Origin of the sequence: Brevundimonas sp. (assembly GCF_041688735.1) — a bacterium.
In the GTDB taxonomy this organism is placed as follows: Bacteria; Pseudomonadota; Alphaproteobacteria; order Caulobacterales; family Caulobacteraceae; genus Brevundimonas.
Window position 1 is genome coordinate 1 of record NZ_JBDNHO010000060.1, and the last position, 15,195, is coordinate 15,195.

The 15,195-nt window shown below is 67.2% G+C and carries 20 protein-coding genes and 1 tRNA gene; 12 read left to right on the forward strand and 9 right to left on the reverse strand.

The features are described 5' to 3' along the window. Positions 1 to 239 precede the first annotated feature (239 nt). Entirely contained in the window at positions 240 to 494 is a 255-nt protein-coding gene (locus tag ACESMO_RS06590) for a helix-turn-helix domain-containing protein (RefSeq protein WP_372707370.1), read from the reverse strand. Positions 495 to 524: 30 nt separating this feature from the next. Continuing rightward, positions 525 to 1,376, reverse strand: coding sequence for an aldo/keto reductase (locus tag ACESMO_RS06595; RefSeq protein ID WP_372707371.1), 852 nt, complete (start codon positions 1,374 to 1,376; stop codon positions 525 to 527). Positions 1,377 to 1,510: 134 nt separating this feature from the next. Here ACESMO_RS06595 and ACESMO_RS06600 point away from each other — a divergent pair, with 134 nt between their 5' ends. Continuing rightward, positions 1,511 to 1,753, forward strand: a complete 243-nt coding sequence (locus ACESMO_RS06600) for a DUF3297 family protein (RefSeq protein ID WP_372707372.1) — start codon at positions 1,511 to 1,513, stop codon at positions 1,751 to 1,753. 3 nt (positions 1,754 to 1,756) lie between these two features. Here ACESMO_RS06600 and ACESMO_RS06605 read toward each other — a convergent pair whose 3' ends face one another. Next, complete coding sequence (locus ACESMO_RS06605; protein WP_372707373.1) at positions 1,757 to 1,993, reverse strand: DUF5615 family PIN-like protein; 237 nt, start codon at positions 1,991 to 1,993, stop codon at positions 1,757 to 1,759. Between ACESMO_RS06605 and ACESMO_RS06610 the strand changes: the two genes are divergently transcribed. The 3 genes from ACESMO_RS06610 (at position 1,935) to ACESMO_RS06620 (ending at position 2,904) form a co-directional block, all read left to right on the forward strand. Beyond that, a complete protein-coding gene (locus ACESMO_RS06610; protein ID WP_372707388.1) occupies positions 1,935 to 2,357 on the forward strand; it encodes a hypothetical protein in 423 nt (140 codons plus the stop codon). The two genes, ACESMO_RS06605 and ACESMO_RS06610, sit on opposite strands and share 59 nt — an antisense overlap. A gap of 175 nt (positions 2,358 to 2,532) precedes the next feature. Then, the gene (locus ACESMO_RS06615) at positions 2,533 to 2,766 is read left to right on the forward strand and encodes a hypothetical protein (protein ID WP_372707374.1); all 234 of its coding nucleotides are present in this window, start codon (positions 2,533 to 2,535) and stop codon (positions 2,764 to 2,766) included. A 53-nt stretch (positions 2,767 to 2,819) separates the two neighbouring features. Beyond that, positions 2,820 to 2,904: transfer RNA gene (locus ACESMO_RS06620), tRNA-Leu, on the forward strand. A gap of 16 nt (positions 2,905 to 2,920) precedes the next feature. On the opposite strand, the gene ACESMO_RS06625 is transcribed toward ACESMO_RS06620, so the two are convergent. Further along, on the reverse strand, positions 2,921 to 3,103 hold the full coding sequence (locus ACESMO_RS06625; RefSeq protein WP_286692470.1) for a DUF3606 domain-containing protein: 183 nt from the start codon (positions 3,101 to 3,103) through the stop codon (positions 2,921 to 2,923). A gap of 180 nt (positions 3,104 to 3,283) precedes the next feature. Here ACESMO_RS06625 and pyk point away from each other — a divergent pair, with 180 nt between their 5' ends. Then, a complete protein-coding gene (pyk, locus tag ACESMO_RS06630; RefSeq protein ID WP_372707375.1) occupies positions 3,284 to 4,714 on the forward strand; it encodes a pyruvate kinase in 1,431 nt (476 codons plus the stop codon). Between the two features lie 139 nt (positions 4,715 to 4,853). Next, complete coding sequence (locus ACESMO_RS06635) at positions 4,854 to 5,894, forward strand: DNA adenine methylase (RefSeq protein WP_372707376.1); 1,041 nt, start codon at positions 4,854 to 4,856, stop codon at positions 5,892 to 5,894. Between the two features lie 14 nt (positions 5,895 to 5,908). Here ACESMO_RS06635 and ACESMO_RS06640 read toward each other — a convergent pair whose 3' ends face one another. Both ACESMO_RS06640 and ACESMO_RS06645 read right to left on the reverse strand, forming a co-directional pair. Then, positions 5,909 to 6,568, reverse strand: coding sequence for a ribonuclease HII (locus ACESMO_RS06640; protein ID WP_372707377.1), 660 nt, complete (start codon positions 6,566 to 6,568; stop codon positions 5,909 to 5,911). A 5-nt stretch (positions 6,569 to 6,573) separates the two neighbouring features. Continuing rightward, complete coding sequence (locus ACESMO_RS06645) at positions 6,574 to 7,161, reverse strand: DNA-3-methyladenine glycosylase I (RefSeq protein ID WP_372707378.1); 588 nt, start codon at positions 7,159 to 7,161, stop codon at positions 6,574 to 6,576. An 89-nt stretch (positions 7,162 to 7,250) separates the two neighbouring features. Between ACESMO_RS06645 and ACESMO_RS06650 the strand changes: the two genes are divergently transcribed. Next, positions 7,251 to 8,036, forward strand: a complete 786-nt coding sequence (locus ACESMO_RS06650) for a TSUP family transporter (protein WP_372707379.1) — start codon at positions 7,251 to 7,253, stop codon at positions 8,034 to 8,036. A gap of 84 nt (positions 8,037 to 8,120) precedes the next feature. Here ACESMO_RS06650 and ACESMO_RS06655 read toward each other — a convergent pair whose 3' ends face one another. Further along, entirely contained in the window at positions 8,121 to 8,486 is a 366-nt protein-coding gene (locus tag ACESMO_RS06655; protein WP_372707380.1) for a c-type cytochrome, read from the reverse strand. Between the two features lie 82 nt (positions 8,487 to 8,568). Continuing rightward, on the reverse strand, positions 8,569 to 9,360 hold the full coding sequence (locus ACESMO_RS06660; RefSeq protein WP_372707387.1) for a folate-binding protein YgfZ: 792 nt from the start codon (positions 9,358 to 9,360) through the stop codon (positions 8,569 to 8,571). An 83-nt stretch (positions 9,361 to 9,443) separates the two neighbouring features. Between ACESMO_RS06660 and ACESMO_RS06665 the strand changes: the two genes are divergently transcribed. Next, positions 9,444 to 10,397 (forward strand): glycosyltransferase family 9 protein, encoded by a 954-nt coding sequence (locus ACESMO_RS06665; protein ID WP_372707381.1) that lies wholly within the window; start codon positions 9,444 to 9,446, stop codon positions 10,395 to 10,397. A gap of 135 nt (positions 10,398 to 10,532) precedes the next feature. On the opposite strand, the gene erpA is transcribed toward ACESMO_RS06665, so the two are convergent. Next, positions 10,533 to 10,910, reverse strand: coding sequence for an iron-sulfur cluster insertion protein ErpA (gene erpA, locus ACESMO_RS06670; RefSeq protein WP_372707382.1), 378 nt, complete (start codon positions 10,908 to 10,910; stop codon positions 10,533 to 10,535). A 62-nt stretch (positions 10,911 to 10,972) separates the two neighbouring features. Between erpA and ACESMO_RS06675 the strand changes: the two genes are divergently transcribed. From ACESMO_RS06675 to ACESMO_RS06690, 4 genes are all read left to right on the forward strand, one after another. Continuing rightward, complete coding sequence (locus ACESMO_RS06675) at positions 10,973 to 12,163, forward strand: deoxyguanosinetriphosphate triphosphohydrolase (RefSeq protein WP_372707383.1); 1,191 nt, start codon at positions 10,973 to 10,975, stop codon at positions 12,161 to 12,163. Between the two features lie 74 nt (positions 12,164 to 12,237). Beyond that, positions 12,238 to 12,984: an SPOR domain-containing protein gene (locus ACESMO_RS06680; protein WP_372707384.1), complete on the forward strand. Its 747-nt coding sequence runs from the start codon at positions 12,238 to 12,240 to the stop codon at positions 12,982 to 12,984. Between the two features lie 3 nt (positions 12,985 to 12,987). Next, positions 12,988 to 14,076, forward strand: a complete 1,089-nt coding sequence (gene nagZ, locus ACESMO_RS06685; RefSeq protein ID WP_372707385.1) for a beta-N-acetylhexosaminidase — start codon at positions 12,988 to 12,990, stop codon at positions 14,074 to 14,076. A 10-nt stretch (positions 14,077 to 14,086) separates the two neighbouring features. Then, positions 14,087 to 14,920: a ScpA family protein gene (locus ACESMO_RS06690; RefSeq protein ID WP_372707386.1), complete on the forward strand. Its 834-nt coding sequence runs from the start codon at positions 14,087 to 14,089 to the stop codon at positions 14,918 to 14,920. Positions 14,921 to 15,195 lie beyond the last annotated feature (275 nt).

The following is a 15,195-nucleotide window of genomic DNA, read 5'->3' on the forward strand; positions in this document are numbered from 1 at the left end:
GAAGTCGCGCAGGGATTTGTAGGCCATGGAGCGTCCAGACTGATCATTCCCCGCTCATCCCGGCGAAAGCCGGGACCCAGTTCTTTCGTGTGACACGGTGCCCGGGATCAGGACCGTTTCCTCACTGGAGGCGCCGGAACGCCCAAAGCACTGGGTCCCGGCTTTCGCCGGGATGAGCGGATCGAAAGATGCCTAGAACGCCAAGGCTTCGCTGTCACGGGGGCGCGCCGACACGCGCGTCAATACGCCCGCGTGTCAGAAACAAGTGCCCACAGCGGCAGGTGAAGAGCGCTGGTTGCCGCCCCGATCTGGGCGGTGGTCAGACGGGCGCGGCCGGCCTCGGCGCGACGGGCCTGTTCGGAGGAGATGTGCAAAAGGGCGGCGAGGTCGTCGACGGCCATGCCGCGCGTCTCGCGCCACCGCTTCAATCTGGCGCCGACCGCTGCGTCGAGCGGATCGACGCCAGGAAATCCCAGCACCGAGCCCATAGGCATTCTCCCGGACGCAGTCTCAGTCGCCGCGCCTCACGACCATTCTTCGTCCCAGTTGAAGGATTTGTCGAGCCAGTCGCCGATACGGCCGTCCGGTCGGGCCAAGGCGTGGATGCGGTCCATCTCTTCGCCGGACAGCTCGAAGTCGAAGATGTCGAAGCTCTCCTCGGCGCGGCTGACTTTCGAGGTGCGCGGGATGGCGATGACGTCCTGCTGGATCAGCCAGCGCAGGGTGACCTGACCGGGCGACTTGCCGTGGGCCTCGCCGATCTCGATCAGGGTCGCGTCGTCGGCGATCTTGCCCTGGGCAAGGGGCGACCAGGCGGTAATCGAGGACCCGAGGTCCTTCGCCGTCGCCTTCAGCTTCGAAAGCTTGAGGTAGGGGTGGTATTCGACCTGGTTGGTGACGAGCTTCGCCTTCGACAGCGCCTGCGCCTGGCGGAGTTCGGCCGAAGGGAAGTTGGACAGGCCGATGGTCCGGGTCAGGCCCTGATCCTTTGCCTCGTTCAACGCGCCGAGGGTCTCGGCGAAGGTCGGTTCGGTCTTGGGCCAGTGCAGCAGCAGAAGGTCGGGGGTGAAGCCGAGGCTTGTGGCCGACTCTTGAGCCTGTCGCAGCAGGGCGTCACGGGTGAAGTGGGCGGTCCAGATCTTGGTCGTCAGCCAGATGTCTTCGCGGGCGACGTGGCCGGTCGATATGGCGTCGCGGATACCGTCTCCGACCGCCGCCTCATTGTGATAGATCCAGGCCGTGTCGATGTGGCGATAGCCGATGCGCAGGGCCTCGGCGACCATGGTCCGGGCGACCTCGGGCGTCAGATGCCAGGTGCCGAACCCGAGAAGGGGAATGGCATGACCGTCGACGGTGATCGCGGGCTGTTCGGTCATGGAAGGCTCCTTGCGGGCCGCTTACCTATGCCACGGCGCGCGGCGATCAAGGCGGACGCCGCCTAAGGGTTGGAGGCGGCGCAAGGTTCCGCTAAAGCCCGACGCCACCCTGTTCCGCCTTTCGAGCGACCCTCATGACCGACGCCGCCCTTCCCGACCGTCTCTGCGTCGATCCGGACAGCCCGTTCCACGACGCCGACCTGTTGGCGAAGGGAATCGGCGTCCGCTTCAAAGGCGAGGAGAAGACCAACGTCGAGGAATACTGCATCTCGGAAAACTGGGTCCGCCTGGCCGTCGGCAATCGCGTCGATCGCCGCGGCAAGGCCTTGACGGTCAAGCTGCAGGGACCGGTCGAGGCCTGGGTCAAGGGCGAATAGAGTTCAGCCGCGCAACTCGACCAGCCGCTCTCCAAACCGAAGGCGAGCCTGTATCTCCGGCCAGGCACTGGCTATCGCTTCGATCAGCGCACTGTTGGCGCAGTTGCCAAGCCGCACCCAGATCAGCCGCGCGGCGCCTTCGTGCCGGATCAGGCGAACAAAATCCTTGTCTCGACTGACGATGACTGCGTCATGCCGGTTGGCCCAAGCCGGCAAGATCGTCGTGGTGCTGCAGGACACGGTTCAGGCCCAGGACGGCCGGGACTATGGCGCGACCTCGCCGATCCGGGGTGCCGGCCCCACCGAGCCCGCCAAGCGCGGGGCTATCGGCTATGTGCTGCGTTCGCTGGGCACCCATGACCACCGCTTCGCCCACACCGGCGCGACGGTCGCGGCGGGGGTGCCCGCCTTCCGCCTGGAACAGGACGGCACCGACTATTTCAACACCCATCACACGGCGGACGACAGGCTGGACCGGATCGACCCGAAGGCCATGGACCAGAACGTCGCCGCCTGGGCCGCCTTCCTGTGGCTGCTGGCCAATTCGGACGTGGATTTTCGCGCGATGCGGCCCGCGGCGGCAGGGGTGCAGGGCGGGCTTTGATCGGCGAGCCGTCACAACTTGACGGCCAGCCGTTTCACGTCAGAGTGGCGGTGGCTAATAACTGGCTGGAGCGGCTCGATGACTGACTCCGGACATCAGCGTCACCAACGCTGGCGCCACGAACGTTCACGTACACGTCACGCCCCATAACACGGCGGCGGCGGTCGCATCCCTGGTGCTGGGAATTCTCGCCCTCTGCACCGTCTGGATACCGCTCATCGGTTTGATTGCCTGGATACTGGCGCCGCTCGGCCTGGTGCTGGGCATTGTGGCGCTCAACCGACCCACCGGTTCGGGCAAGAGCGTGGCGATCGCGGGCGTCGTCTGTTCGGCGATCGCGCTACTGGGCTGCATCGGCTGGATCGTGCTGATCGGCGCGGCGGCCTCGGTAGGCACCGGCGGATACTAATCCACAGCCGCATGGTCGAAGGCCCCGGTCACTGCTAGAGCACGCCACCGGCCGCGAGCGTGGCGAAACTGGTAGACGCAAGGGACTTAAAATCCCTCGACTTCGGTCATGCGGGTTCGACCCCCGCCGCTCGCACCACGGTTTCGGGGAGGGGCTACCGCTTCTTGCCCAGTTCGGCGGCGATGTCCTTGACGTTGCGGCCGGCCTTGCGGTGGGCGGCGGTCAGCTGGTCGCGGGTCACGCCCCAGCGCTTCATCCAGTGTTCAACGGCCTGACGTTCGGACAGGTCGAGGCGGTCCTTGTCGATGAAGCCGCGCTTGTCCTTGAGGCCCGCCATGGTCCGCTCCGTCCACCGGGTCATCCGGCCGACTTCGGGTTAGCGCGAAACGGAGCGCGGCGCGACGGCCGCCGCGAACACGGTCCGCATAACTTCGTGTTTCTCGCGCCGAACCGGCCTTAACCCGGCGCGCTTTCGTGGCAGAAGAGGGAATCGCCCCTCCGGGCCTATGGACATTCGATGAAAAGAGCCCGGCGCGCCCGCATCGTCGCGACACTTGGACCCGCCAGCCGGGCACCCGGCATGGTCAAGGCCCTGGCCGAGGCCGGGGTCGACGTCTTCCGCCTGAACTTCAGCCATGGCTCGCACGAGGACCACGCCGCCGCCCTGAAGGCCGTGCGCGGGGCCGAACTGGCGTTGCAGCGTCCGTTAGGCGTGCTGGCCGACCTGCAGGGTCCCAAGCTGCGTCTGGGCCGGTTCAAGGACGTCGGGATCGACGTCAAGCCGGGCCACAGGATGCGCTTCGACCTCGATCCCACGCCGGGCGACGCGACGCGGGTGCAGATGCCGCATCCTGAAATCTTCAAGGCGCTGCGCACGGGTATGCTGCTGCTGCTCGACGACGGGCGGGTGCGCCTGAGGGTCGGCGAGCGCTCGGATCAATGGGCCGATGTGACGGTCGAGAGCGGCTCCAAACTGTCGGACCGCAAGGGTGTCGCCGTTCCCGAGGCTGTGGTGCCGGTCTCGGCCCTGACGCCCAAGGACCGCGAGGACCTGGCCTTCGCCCTGCGCATCGGCGTGGACTGGGTGGCGCTCAGCTTCGTGCAGAAGGCCGAAGACATGGCCGAGCTGAAGTCGATCGTTCAGGGCCGCGCCGCCTGCCTGGCCAAGATCGAGAAGCCGCAGGCCCTGGCCGAGCTGGAGAGCATTCTCGATTATTGCGACGGGGTGATGGTGGCGCGCGGCGACCTGGGTGTCGAGCTTGACCCCGAAGAAGTGCCGGTGGCCCAGAAGCAGATCATTCGCGCCGCCCGCCGTCGCGGCGTGCCGGTGATCGTGGCGACACAGATGCTGGAATCGATGACCTCTTCGCCCGCCCCCACGCGCGCCGAGGCGTCCGACGTCGCCAACGCCGTCTACGAGGGCGCCGACGCCATGATGCTGTCAGCCGAGACGGCGTCAGGCGATTATCCGATGGAAGCCGTCGGTATCATGAACCGGATCATCGAGCGGGTGGAGAAGGATCCGCTGTGGCCCAGCCTGATGGACGCCGAACACGCGGGCATGGACGAGCATGACGTCGATGCGCTGGTCGCCGCCGCGCGCAAGGCTGCGGAGGCGCAGTCGACGGCCTGCGTGGTGGTCTTCACGACCCTGGGCGGGACGGCGCGGCGCATGTCGCGCGAGCGGCCGCTGCAGACGGTGCTGGCCCTGACGCCCAAACCGGAGACGGCGCGGCGCCTGTCGCTGGTCTGGGGGCTCGAACCGCGCCTCAGCCGCGAGCCGGCCTCGCTGGAGGAGGTCACCGACGACGCGGTCGAGAAGGCGGTCGAATTCGGGCTGGCGCAGCCGGGTCAGAGACTGCTGATCCTGGCTGGAACACCCTTCGGCGCGCCGGGGGCTGCGAATCTGTTGCGACTGGCGCATGTTCCGATGAAGGCGAAGCGCTGAGCCCGTCTCCTCCCCTATCTTGGGGGAGGGGGACCATCCGAAGGATGGTGGAGGGGGCGGCGACGAGCGCTGGTGGATGGGGTTCCCCCTCCACCGCTTCGCGGTCCCCCTCCCCCATGAGGGGGAGGAGACGTAGTGGATGATCAAATACATCGGCTCAAAGCGCGCGCTTCTGGGGCACGTCAGCGAGGCGATCGCCGGCGCGCTGCCGCAGGGCGGGACGGTGTGCGACCTGTTTTCGGGGACGGCGCGGGTCGGTCATGCGTTGAAGAAACAGGGCTTTCGGGTCTGGTCCAATGACCACAACGCCTATGCCCATGTGCTGGCCACCGCCTATGTGCAGGCCGACCGCGAGCGTTGGGAAGGCAAGGCCGAGGCTGTCCTGGCCGAGTTGAGGACCGTCGCACCGCAAGCCGGGTGGTTCACCAAGGCCTTCTGCGAAGACGCCCGCTTCTTTCATCCCGACAACGGCGCGCGCATCGACGCCATGCGCGACCGGATCGCCGCCATGGCGCTGGAGCCCGAGCTGGAGGCCATCGCCCTGGTCAGCCTGATGGAGGCGGCGGACCGGGTGGATTCCACCGCAGGCGTGCAGATGGCCTATATGAAGTCGTGGGCCGGTCGGGCGTTGAAACCGCTGGTCCTGCGCATGCCCGACCTCCTGCCCGGCGTCGCGGCGGGGGCGTGCCGGGCGACCCATGCCGACGCCGTCGAACTGGCCCCCCGGGTCGAGGCCGACCTCGTCTATCTGGACCCGCCGTACAACCAGCATTCCTACCTGGGCAACTATCACTGCTGGGAGAGCCTGGTGCTGTGGGACAAGCCCGAGACCTATGGCATCGCCAACAAGCGGATCGACGTGCGCACGCGCAAGAGCGCTTTCAACAGCCGCCCCGGCATCGCCCCCGCCTTGCAGGCGGTAATCGACGGGGTGAAGACGCCCAATCTGATCGTCTCGTTCAACGACGAGGGCTATCTGGGTCGGGACCAGCTGGTCGGCATGCTGTCCGCCCGGGGCGAGGTACAGGTGATCGAGATCGCCCGGCCGCGCTATGTCGGCGCCCGCATCGGCATCCATAATCCGAAGGGTGAGAAGGTCGGCGAAGTGGGGCGGCTGAGGAACGTCGAATATCTGTTCGTGGTCAGCGAGCGGCGACTGGGGCTGGCCGACGCGGCGTGAACGGGGACTTGCACTCAGGTCTCCCGCAGCGCCCGGATCGGGGCCCAGCTGCGGCGGTGGGCGGGGCAGGGGCCGAGCGTCCTCAAGGCCTGCGAATGCACCGGCGCGTTATAGCCCTTGTGGCCGGCGAAGCCGTAGCCCGGGTATTCCGCGTCCAGTGCGACCATCAGCCGGTCCCGCGCCGTCTTGGCCAGGATTGAGGCCGCCGCGATCGACAGCGACAGGCTGTCGCCCTTGACCACCGTCTGCACGGCGCACGGCAGTTTGAAGCGGTAACTTCCATCTACCAATGCCGCGACGGGCGTGACCGACAGCGCCTCGATCGCGCGGCGCATGGCCAGGCCGGTGGCGTGCAGGATGTTCAGGTCGTCGATTTCCTCGACCGAGGCGAAGCCGACGCCCCAAGCCACGGCGCGGGCCTTGATCTCGATCTCCAGCGCCTCGCGCCGGGCGTGGGTCAGGGCCTTGGAATCGTCGATGCCGGAGGGCAGGTCGTCGGGGTTCAGGATCACGGCGCCCGCCGACACCGGCCCGGCCCACGGCCCGCGCCCCGCCTCGTCGACACCGCACACCGGGCCGCCGCCGCTTTCGATCAGCACGATCTCGAGCGCCAGCGTCGGAAAGGCGCGCGAAAGCTTTGCCTTTGCCGGGGATTTTGCCAGAGTCTTCGCCACGGTCTTCACTGCCCGGCCATCGCACGAACCTGCGCATGGCGGAAGCATTCGACGCCGTGGTCGTTGACCATGCCCACGGCCTGCATGAAGGCATAGACGATCACCGGGCCGCAGAAGGTGAAGCCGCGCGCCTTCAGCGCCTTGGCCATCGCTTCGGACTCAGGCGTCTGCGTCGGCCGTCCGGCGCCGTCCGGCCAGTCGTTCTGGACCGGCACCGCGCCGACGAACGACCAGAGCCATTCGGAGAAGTCCTCTCCGCTGTCCCGCATCTCCAGCCAGACCCTCGCGCCCTTGACGGCGCTATCGATCTTGGCTCGCGAGCGGATGATGCGGGCGTCGCCCAGCAGCCGTTCGATGTCCGCCTCGCCATAGGCCGCGATGATTTCCGGATCGAAGCCGTCGAAAGCGTCGCGCATTCCCTCGCGCTTCCTCAGTATGGTGATCCACGCCAGCCCGGCCTGGAACCCGTCCAGCACCAGCTTCTCCCACAGCGCCCGAGCGTCATGCTCGGGCACCCCCCATTCCGCGTCGTGATAGGCGACGTACAGCGGGTCTGCTCCGCACCAGGCGCAGCGGTGGAGTGAGTCGGACATGGGCGGAGGGTAGCGGGTTGGAGGCCTATGGGGAGGCCCGCTCTCCACCCCTTGCGGACATTGATGATGTGATCGACTAGAAAACGCCGATGGACTTCGTTCTCATCGCGGTCGTGGCGGCGCTGGCCTCGGCGCTTACCCTTTATTCCGGGTTCGGGCTGGGCACATTGCTCTTGCCGGCCTTCGCGCTGTTCCTTCCCGCGCCCGTAGCCGTGGTCGCCACGGGCATTGTTCATCTGCTGAATAATCTCTTCAAAAGCACCCTGCTGTGGCACCGGGCCGACTGGAAGACCGTGTTGAAGTTCGGCATCCCCGCCGTTCCCGCAGCCGTCGCGGGAGCGTGGCTTCTCGCACTTCTCGGAGATACGCCGCGCCTGTTTGAATGGAGCGCCTTCGACCGACGCTTCGGACCTACGGGAGCGGGTCTAGCCATCGGGCTGCTGATGATGCTCTTCGCCACCCTTGAGCTCCAGCGGTGGTTTCAGGCGCTCAAGGCGCCCCCCAGGTTCATGCCGGTTGGTGGGCTGCTGACCGGCTTTTTCGGCGGGCTCACCGGGCAACAGGGAGCCTTCCGCACTATCTTCCTGCTGCGGTCTGGTCTGCCCCCGGAGCGTTTGATCGCCACAGGCGTCATGATTGCCGTTCTGGTGGATCTGGCGCGCCTCACGACCTACGCGGCTTCATTCTCGACGATGGGGTTGAATCTGGCCGGACGAGAAGGGCTGCTGGTGTTGGTCGGCACGCTGTCTGCTTTCCTCGGGGCCTATGTCGCTTCGCGTCACCTCGAAAAACTCACCATTGGAGCGGTGCGCTATGGCGTTGCCGCTCTGATGCTGGCGATTGGCGCGGCACTTGCCGTGGGATTGCTCGACTAGACCATTTTTGCTTCAGGTCGAATCGACCTGACTCCAAAAAGTGGACCGGAATCATGCCGGAGCGCGTCGGGGCAGGTCGCGCGATCAACCGGTCCGCAGCGTGTCCAGATAGGCGATCAGATCGTTGATCTCGGTGGGGCTGAACTCGAACTGGGGCATGGCGGGATGTCCGGTCTTGATGCCCTCGCCGAAAGCCTCCTGCAATTGCGTCGGCGGATAGAGGTTGGCGATTTCCCGCAGCGGCGGCGCAGCGGCGAACGGGCTGTCGCCGGCTGGACCGACGGCGTGGCAAACGCCGCATTTGGCCACCGACATCACACGCCCGCGATCGATGGCGGCGCGGCCGGGTTCATCAGCGGCAAACGGGGGCGGGGCCGATGGAGTGGTCTGGCTCGCCGAGCACCCGGCGCAGGCCAGGGTCAGCGCAGCAATGGCGGTTCGGGTAAGCAAGATGCCGGTCTCCGGGGACGACGAAGAGGCACTCTAGGCCCAATCTTCGACCCTGGGTGTGATTCCATCTTCAAGGCCGCGATCAGCGCGGCATCCACTCCGGCCAGCGCACCGCGACCGACCGTCCGTCCACCGTCAGTGGTCCCTCGATCCGGTCCAGCCGCAGCAGCGCCATCGCCCCGCCCTCGCGCCCGCTCAGCACTTCACCCGCCCGCAGTTCACCGTTCAGCACCTCGGAGCCGAAGGCTGGGGCCACCCCATCGAAGGCGATCGGCAGCATCCTGTTCTTGATGTTGCCGCGCCGTTTCATGCGCGAGGTGGTCTCCTGGCCGACGAAACAGCCCTTGCGGAAATCGATGCCGTTCAGCAGGTCGAAGCTTGCTTCTATCGGGTAGGTCTTGTCGGACGGGGCGTCGGCGGCCGGGTCGGGAACGCCGACGGCGAGGCGATGGGCCTGGTAGTCGGCCTCGGTCGCATTGGTCGCCGGAACGCCGCCGTAGCGTCGTCCGCCGAGACCTGGCGCGCGCGGGTCGGCCGCGAAGCCTTCGGGCAGGTCGCCGCCCCAGGCCGCGAAGACGGGGACGTCGTCCGGCTCGATCGTGATCTGGGCGCGGAGGCGGTACATCCCCAGGCGCTGGAGCAGGGCGTCGTGGCGGTCGGCGGCCACATCCAGCGTCACGCCACCGTCCTGGCCCGCGATGAACAGGTCGAACAGCAGGCGGCCGGGCGGCGACAGCATCGCCCCGAAGCGCAGGGTCCCATCCGTCAGCGTCTCGACGTCCTGGGTCAGCAGAGTGTGCAGGAAGGGCCGGGCGTCAGGGCCGGTGACGCGGATCAGGGCGCGGCTGTCCAAGCGGGCGATGCAGATGGTCATGGCGTCTAGATAGGACGAGACGTGCCTGTGGACCACGCCTGATCGCGCCTGATGCGATGAGAGAATCCGTATACGGTCCAATCATGACGGGCAGGTTCCCCATTCTCTATATCGCCGAGGCGGACGCGAGCGACGCGATCCTGTCCTCGGGCGTGCTCGCCTATCTGGTCGAGGCGATGCCGCAGGCGAGCTTCACCATCGTGGGCTCGCCGAAGAGCGCGCCCCTGTTCGCCGACGTGCCGCGCCTCGACAAATTGATCGTGCTGGAGCGCGACAGCCGGCTGGACTGGCTCGGCCTGTGGAACAAGGTGCGGGAGACGCGCTGGGGTCTGGTCGTGGACATGCGCGGCACGACCCTGTCCGGCAAGCTGAAGCGCCAGAAGCGCGCCGTACGCGGGGCCTGGGAAGCGGGTGTTCATGCGGTGGAGCAGGCGGCGCGGGTGCTGCAACTCGAGGACGTTCCCGCACCCCGCCTGTTCGTTTCGGACGCCACGCGTGCGGCCGCCGACGCCCTGATCCCGGTCGAGGATGTGCCGATCCTGGCGCTGGGTCCCGGCGCCGACTGGATGGGCAAGGTCTGGCCGACCGAGCGTTACGCCAAGCTCGCGGTGGCGCTGGTCGGGGACGGTGGGCCGCTGGAAGGCGGGCGAGTCATCGTCGTCGGCGACGAGAACGCCCGCGACGCCGCGCATACGGTGCGCCTGTCGCTGCCGCGCAATCGCGTCACGGAACTGCAGGGGCGGTTGAACAAGCTGGAGACGGTCGCAGCCCTGGCTCAGGCCACTCTCTACATCGGGGCCGACACGCTTTGGACCGATCTGGCCGTCGCCGCCGGGGCGCCGGTGGTGGCGGTATTCGGGCCGTCGGACGACGTCGAGCATGGGCCATGGGGCGGGGTCGTGGTGCGGGGGCCGCGCTCGGTCGACGAGTACCGAAAGATCGATCCCCACCTGAACCAGGCCATTCAGCATATGAACGACCTGCCGGCGGACCGGGTGCTGAAGGCGGCGATGAAGATGCTGGCTGAACGCGGCTGATCCCGCCAGTCGAGGGCGTGGCGGGCGGCGGCGTCCATACACCTGGGTTCCGGGTTCGGTGCCCGGCTTCGCCGGTCTCAGCCCCGGAATGACGGTGGAAAGTGAGTGGCGCCGACACCTGAATGTCGATTGACCCTAGATCGAGAAGCTGACGCCGCAGCCGCAGGATGAGGAGGCGTTCGGGTTGCGCACGACGAACTGCATGCCCGCCAACTCATCGACGAAGGCGATCTCGGAGCCCTTGAGGAAGGGCAGGGAGACGGGATCGACCAGGGCCGCCTGGCCGTCGGCTTCGATGCGGATGTCGTCGGCTTCGGCATTCTGGACCAGCTCGAAGCGGTACTGGAAGCCCGAACAGCCGCCGCCGTCGACGGCGACGCGCAGCATGACGGCGTGGCCCTCGGCGTCGCCCAACCCGGCCAGTCGACGGGCGGCGCTTTCGGACAGGCTCAGGCCATGACCGCCGGACGCGGGCGAGATCTTATAGACGGGCGCGGATTGGACGGTGCTCACGGGTCTCTATATGAGGCGCGGGCGGGCATTCGCAAAGGCCCGCGAGGAAAGATCCGCAGACCTTGATCCCCGAGCGCGCGTCTTACGCCGAATATCCCGAGCACAGCCGCGGACGGCTGACGCACGAACCGATCAGCCGGACGCGCAACGCCTATGCCCGCGACCGGGACCGGATCATCCACGCGACGGCGTTCCGGCGGCTGAAGGAAAAGACCCAGGTCTTTGTGGCCCACGAGGGGGATCACTACCGCACCCGCCTGACCCACAGCCTGGAAGTGGCCCAGATCGCGCGGTCGCTGGCCCATGCGCTTCGGCTGGACACAGATCTGGCCGAGACGGTAGCGCTGGCGCACGATCTCGGCCACCCGCCGTTCGGCCATGCGGGCGAGGACGAGCTTCAGGCCCAGATGAAGCCATGGGGCGGCTTCGACCACAACGTCCAGACCTTCCGTGTCGTGACCCGTCTGGAGACGCGCTATCCGCAGTTCGACGGTCTCAATCTGAGCTGGGAAACCGTCGAGGGCGTGGTCAAGCACAACGGCCCGGTGTCGCACCGGCTGGACGAGCCGGCGTGGCAGGCGATCGCCGACTATACCCTGGATCATGGGGCACCGGCCTGGGATCTGCGTCTGGGCACCTTCGCCTCGTTGGAAGCTCAGGCGGCGGCGATCGCGGACGACATCGCCTACAACAACCACGACGTCGATGACGGGGTTCAGGCGGGACTGTTCAGCCTGGACGATCTGGTGGACGTGCCGTTGATCGGTCCTGTATTGCACGGCGCGCGCAAGGATTGGCCTCACATCGACGCGCGCATGCTGCGCATCGAGTCCGTGCGCCGGATGATCGGCGTCATGGTCGATGACGTGCTGGCGGAGACGGAGGCGCGCATCGCGGCCGACGGTATTCGCTCGACCGAGGACGTGCGGATGGCCAGGCGGACACTGGTGGCCTTTTCGCCCGGCATGCTGGCGGACCTCGGGATACTGAGGAAATTCCTGTTCGAGCGGATGTACCGCCACTACCGCGTGAATCGGACGCGTAGCCAGGCGCGGCGCATTCTGGCCGAAATGTTCACCCTGTTCATGGCCGAGCCCGACACCCTGCCGCCGGAATGGTCGGGCAAGGCGGACATCGCCGACGAAACGAAGCAGGCGCGGGCGGTGTGCGACTACATCGCGGGCATGACCGACCGTTACGCCATCGAAGAGCACAAGAAACTGTTCAGCCTCGACCTCGCCCTCGATCTGTGATTCGAAAGGCGGGCCGGGCGGGGTAGGATGAGGTTCGGGCGCGTCGATTCGCGGACCCGACTGGAAGGCGCGTCATGTCCAACGAAGATCCCTACCGCCCCAACCCGGGCCGCGATCGCGGGGCCTACACGCCGCCGACCGACGACGACCTGCCGTTCAACCGTCAGGGCTATGATCCCCGTCGCGGTGGAGGCGGAAAGGCCCCGCCGATGACGCTGATCATCAGCGTGGCCGTTCTGCTCGCAATAATCGTTGCGGTCTTGCTGCTTCAACCTTGGGAGACGCGCTCCGCGGGCAAAGCGCCGCCCGCCGTCGGGTCGCCCGTCGGCGACATGAAGGTCGAGGCCCCGATCGATGCGCAGCCGGTGGACCCTGAAGCCGGCATCGACGTCTACAGCGCGGCCGAGGGCCCGACGGCCTTGCCGACCTTCGCCCCGCCGCCGGAAGTCGTTCAGCCGCGTCCCGCGCCGCAATCGGTCGAAACCGCCCCCGCGTCCGTCGTCCTTCCCGTTCCCGAGAAGCGCCCGGACCCGGTCTTTCCGCCCGCCGAGAAAGCCGAAACGCCGGCTCCGGCCGTCGGTGGCTCGGCCGGCGTCCAGATCGGCGCCTTCTCGACCACCAACCTGGCGGATCAGCAGTTCTCCGCGATCATGGGCCGCTATCCCCAGTTCACGCGCGGCGCCACCAAGCGGGTTCAGGAGGTCACGGCCTCCAACGGTTCGACCGTCTATCGCACCACCGTCACCGGATTGAGCCGCGAGCAGGCCACAGGCCTGTGCGGGGCGATCAAGTCGGCCGGCGGCGACTGCATCGTGCGCTGAGGCGTGAGCACCGCGGCGATCTATGGGTGCTCACGCCACCGCCTGACGGCTGAGGAGAAGGCCTTCTTCGCCGATGTCCGGCCCTGGGGGTTCATCCTGTTTCGCCGCAACGTCGACAGCCCCGAGCAGCTGCGGGCGCTGACCGATGAGATGCGCGACTGTGTCGGCGGCGGTGACGCGCCGATCCTGATCGACCAGGAGGGCGGCCGGGTCCAGCGGATGGGACCGCCGCACTGGCCCAGATACCCGCCGGGCGAGGCCTATCTGAAGGCGACCAACGATCCGATGGCCGCGCGCGAGCTGGTCCGGCTCGGCGCGCGGCTGATGGCCCATGACCTGACGTCGGTGGGGATCAACGTCGACTGCGTCCCGGTGCTCGACGTGCCGGTGCAGGGCGCGCACGACATCATCGGCGATCGCGCCTATGCCCGCGATCCCGCCACGGTGGCCCTGCTGGGGCGGGCGGCGGCGGAGGGGCTGCTGGCGGGCGGCGTCTTGCCGGTCATCAAACACATGCCGGGGCACGGCCGCGCCTTCGCCGACAGTCATCACAATCTGCCGGTGGTGCACGCCGATCTCGAGACGCTGGACGGCTGGGACTTCGTCCCGTTCAAGGCGCTGTCGGACATGCCACTGGCGATGACGGCCCATGTCGTGTTCGACGCGATCGACCCGAAAAAGCCGGTGACGACGTCGAAGACGGCGTTAAAGCTGATGCGAGACGGGCTGGGCTTCGGTGGGCTGATCATGACCGATGACCTGTCGATGAAGGCGCTGTCGGGCTCGCTTCAGGACCGCGCCGAGGCGTCATTGAAGGCCGGCTGCGACGTGGTCTTGCACTGCAACGGCGATCTGGACGAGATGCGTCAGGTCGCCGAGGGCGTGGGCAAGCTGAAGGGCAAGTCGGCCAAACGCGCGTACGCCGCCTTGGCGAGGCTCGTCCACACGCCCGAACCGTTGGACGAGCGTGAGGCCCGCGAACGGTTTACCGCCCTGCTGGCCGGAAGGCTTGATGCCGCGCAAGGCCCCGACGTCGGCGAGGCGCAGGGCGCGGTCCCGGCCCCGGCCTCAAGCAGCGCGACCGCGCGGTAGGCCCAAGGAAATGACCGACGCCTTCCAGCCAAATCTGGACTTTACCGCCGCCGAACAGGTCGACGAGCGCGAAGCCTTCGTGGTCGATCTGGACGGCTATGAGGGGCCTCTGCATGTGCTGCTGACGCTGGCCCGAACGCAGAAGGTCGATCTGCTGAAGCTCTCCATCACGAAACTGGCCGAACAGTATCTGGCCTTCGTGCACGAGGCGCGGCGCAGGAATTTCGCGCTGGCGGCGGACTATCTCGTGATGGCGGCCTGGCTGGCCTATCTGAAGTCGCGCCTGCTGTTGCCGCGCAACGAGAAGGACAGGAGCGACGAACCCGGTGCCGAGGAGATGGCCGCCGCCCTGGCGTTCCGGCTGCAGAAGCTGGAGGCGATGCGCAAGGCGGTGGAGGCGATCACCAGCCGGCCACGGCTCAGGCGCGACGTGTTCACGCGCGGCGATCCCGAGGCGACGGTGATCGTGCCGTCCGACCAGATCGACGCCAGCCTGTACGAACTGATGGCCGCCTATGTCACCCAGCGGCGGCGCGAGGAGCAGCGGCATTACAATCCCGGTCAGCGCGTCGAGGCGTTCGCGATCGAGGCGGCGCGGGACTGGTTGCGGGACAGCCTTCCCCGGCTTGAGCAGTGGACGCCGCTGCACCGCGTGGTCCCTGCGCATGACGGCGCGCACGGACCGAGCCAGGCCAGCTTTACCGCTTCGACCCTGTCGGCCAGTCTGGAACTGGTGAAGGAGGGGGCCATGGACGTGAAACAGGCCGAGGCTTTCGCCGATCTGTATCTGAAGCGACGCGGCCAGGGTCCCGGCATGGGGCAGACGCTGGAGCTGGTGCCGTAGATGGTTGGCACTGGGCGCAGTCAGGTAGGCTCAATCACCTCAAGCGGCTTCCATCGCCACGAGGAGTAAAGGTACTGACCACCACCCTCACGGTCAGTGAGTTTGGCTTTGAGAAAAAAACGCGTCCCAACTGGGTAGGCTCAGGACCCATTAAAGGGATTCACACGGTCGTGGCGATCTGATTCACTGGTGGCAGGAGGAGCCTGTCATGAGTGATCTGTTTTGGCTGACGAACAAGCAGATGCGTCGGATCAAGCCATATTTCCCGCTGTCGC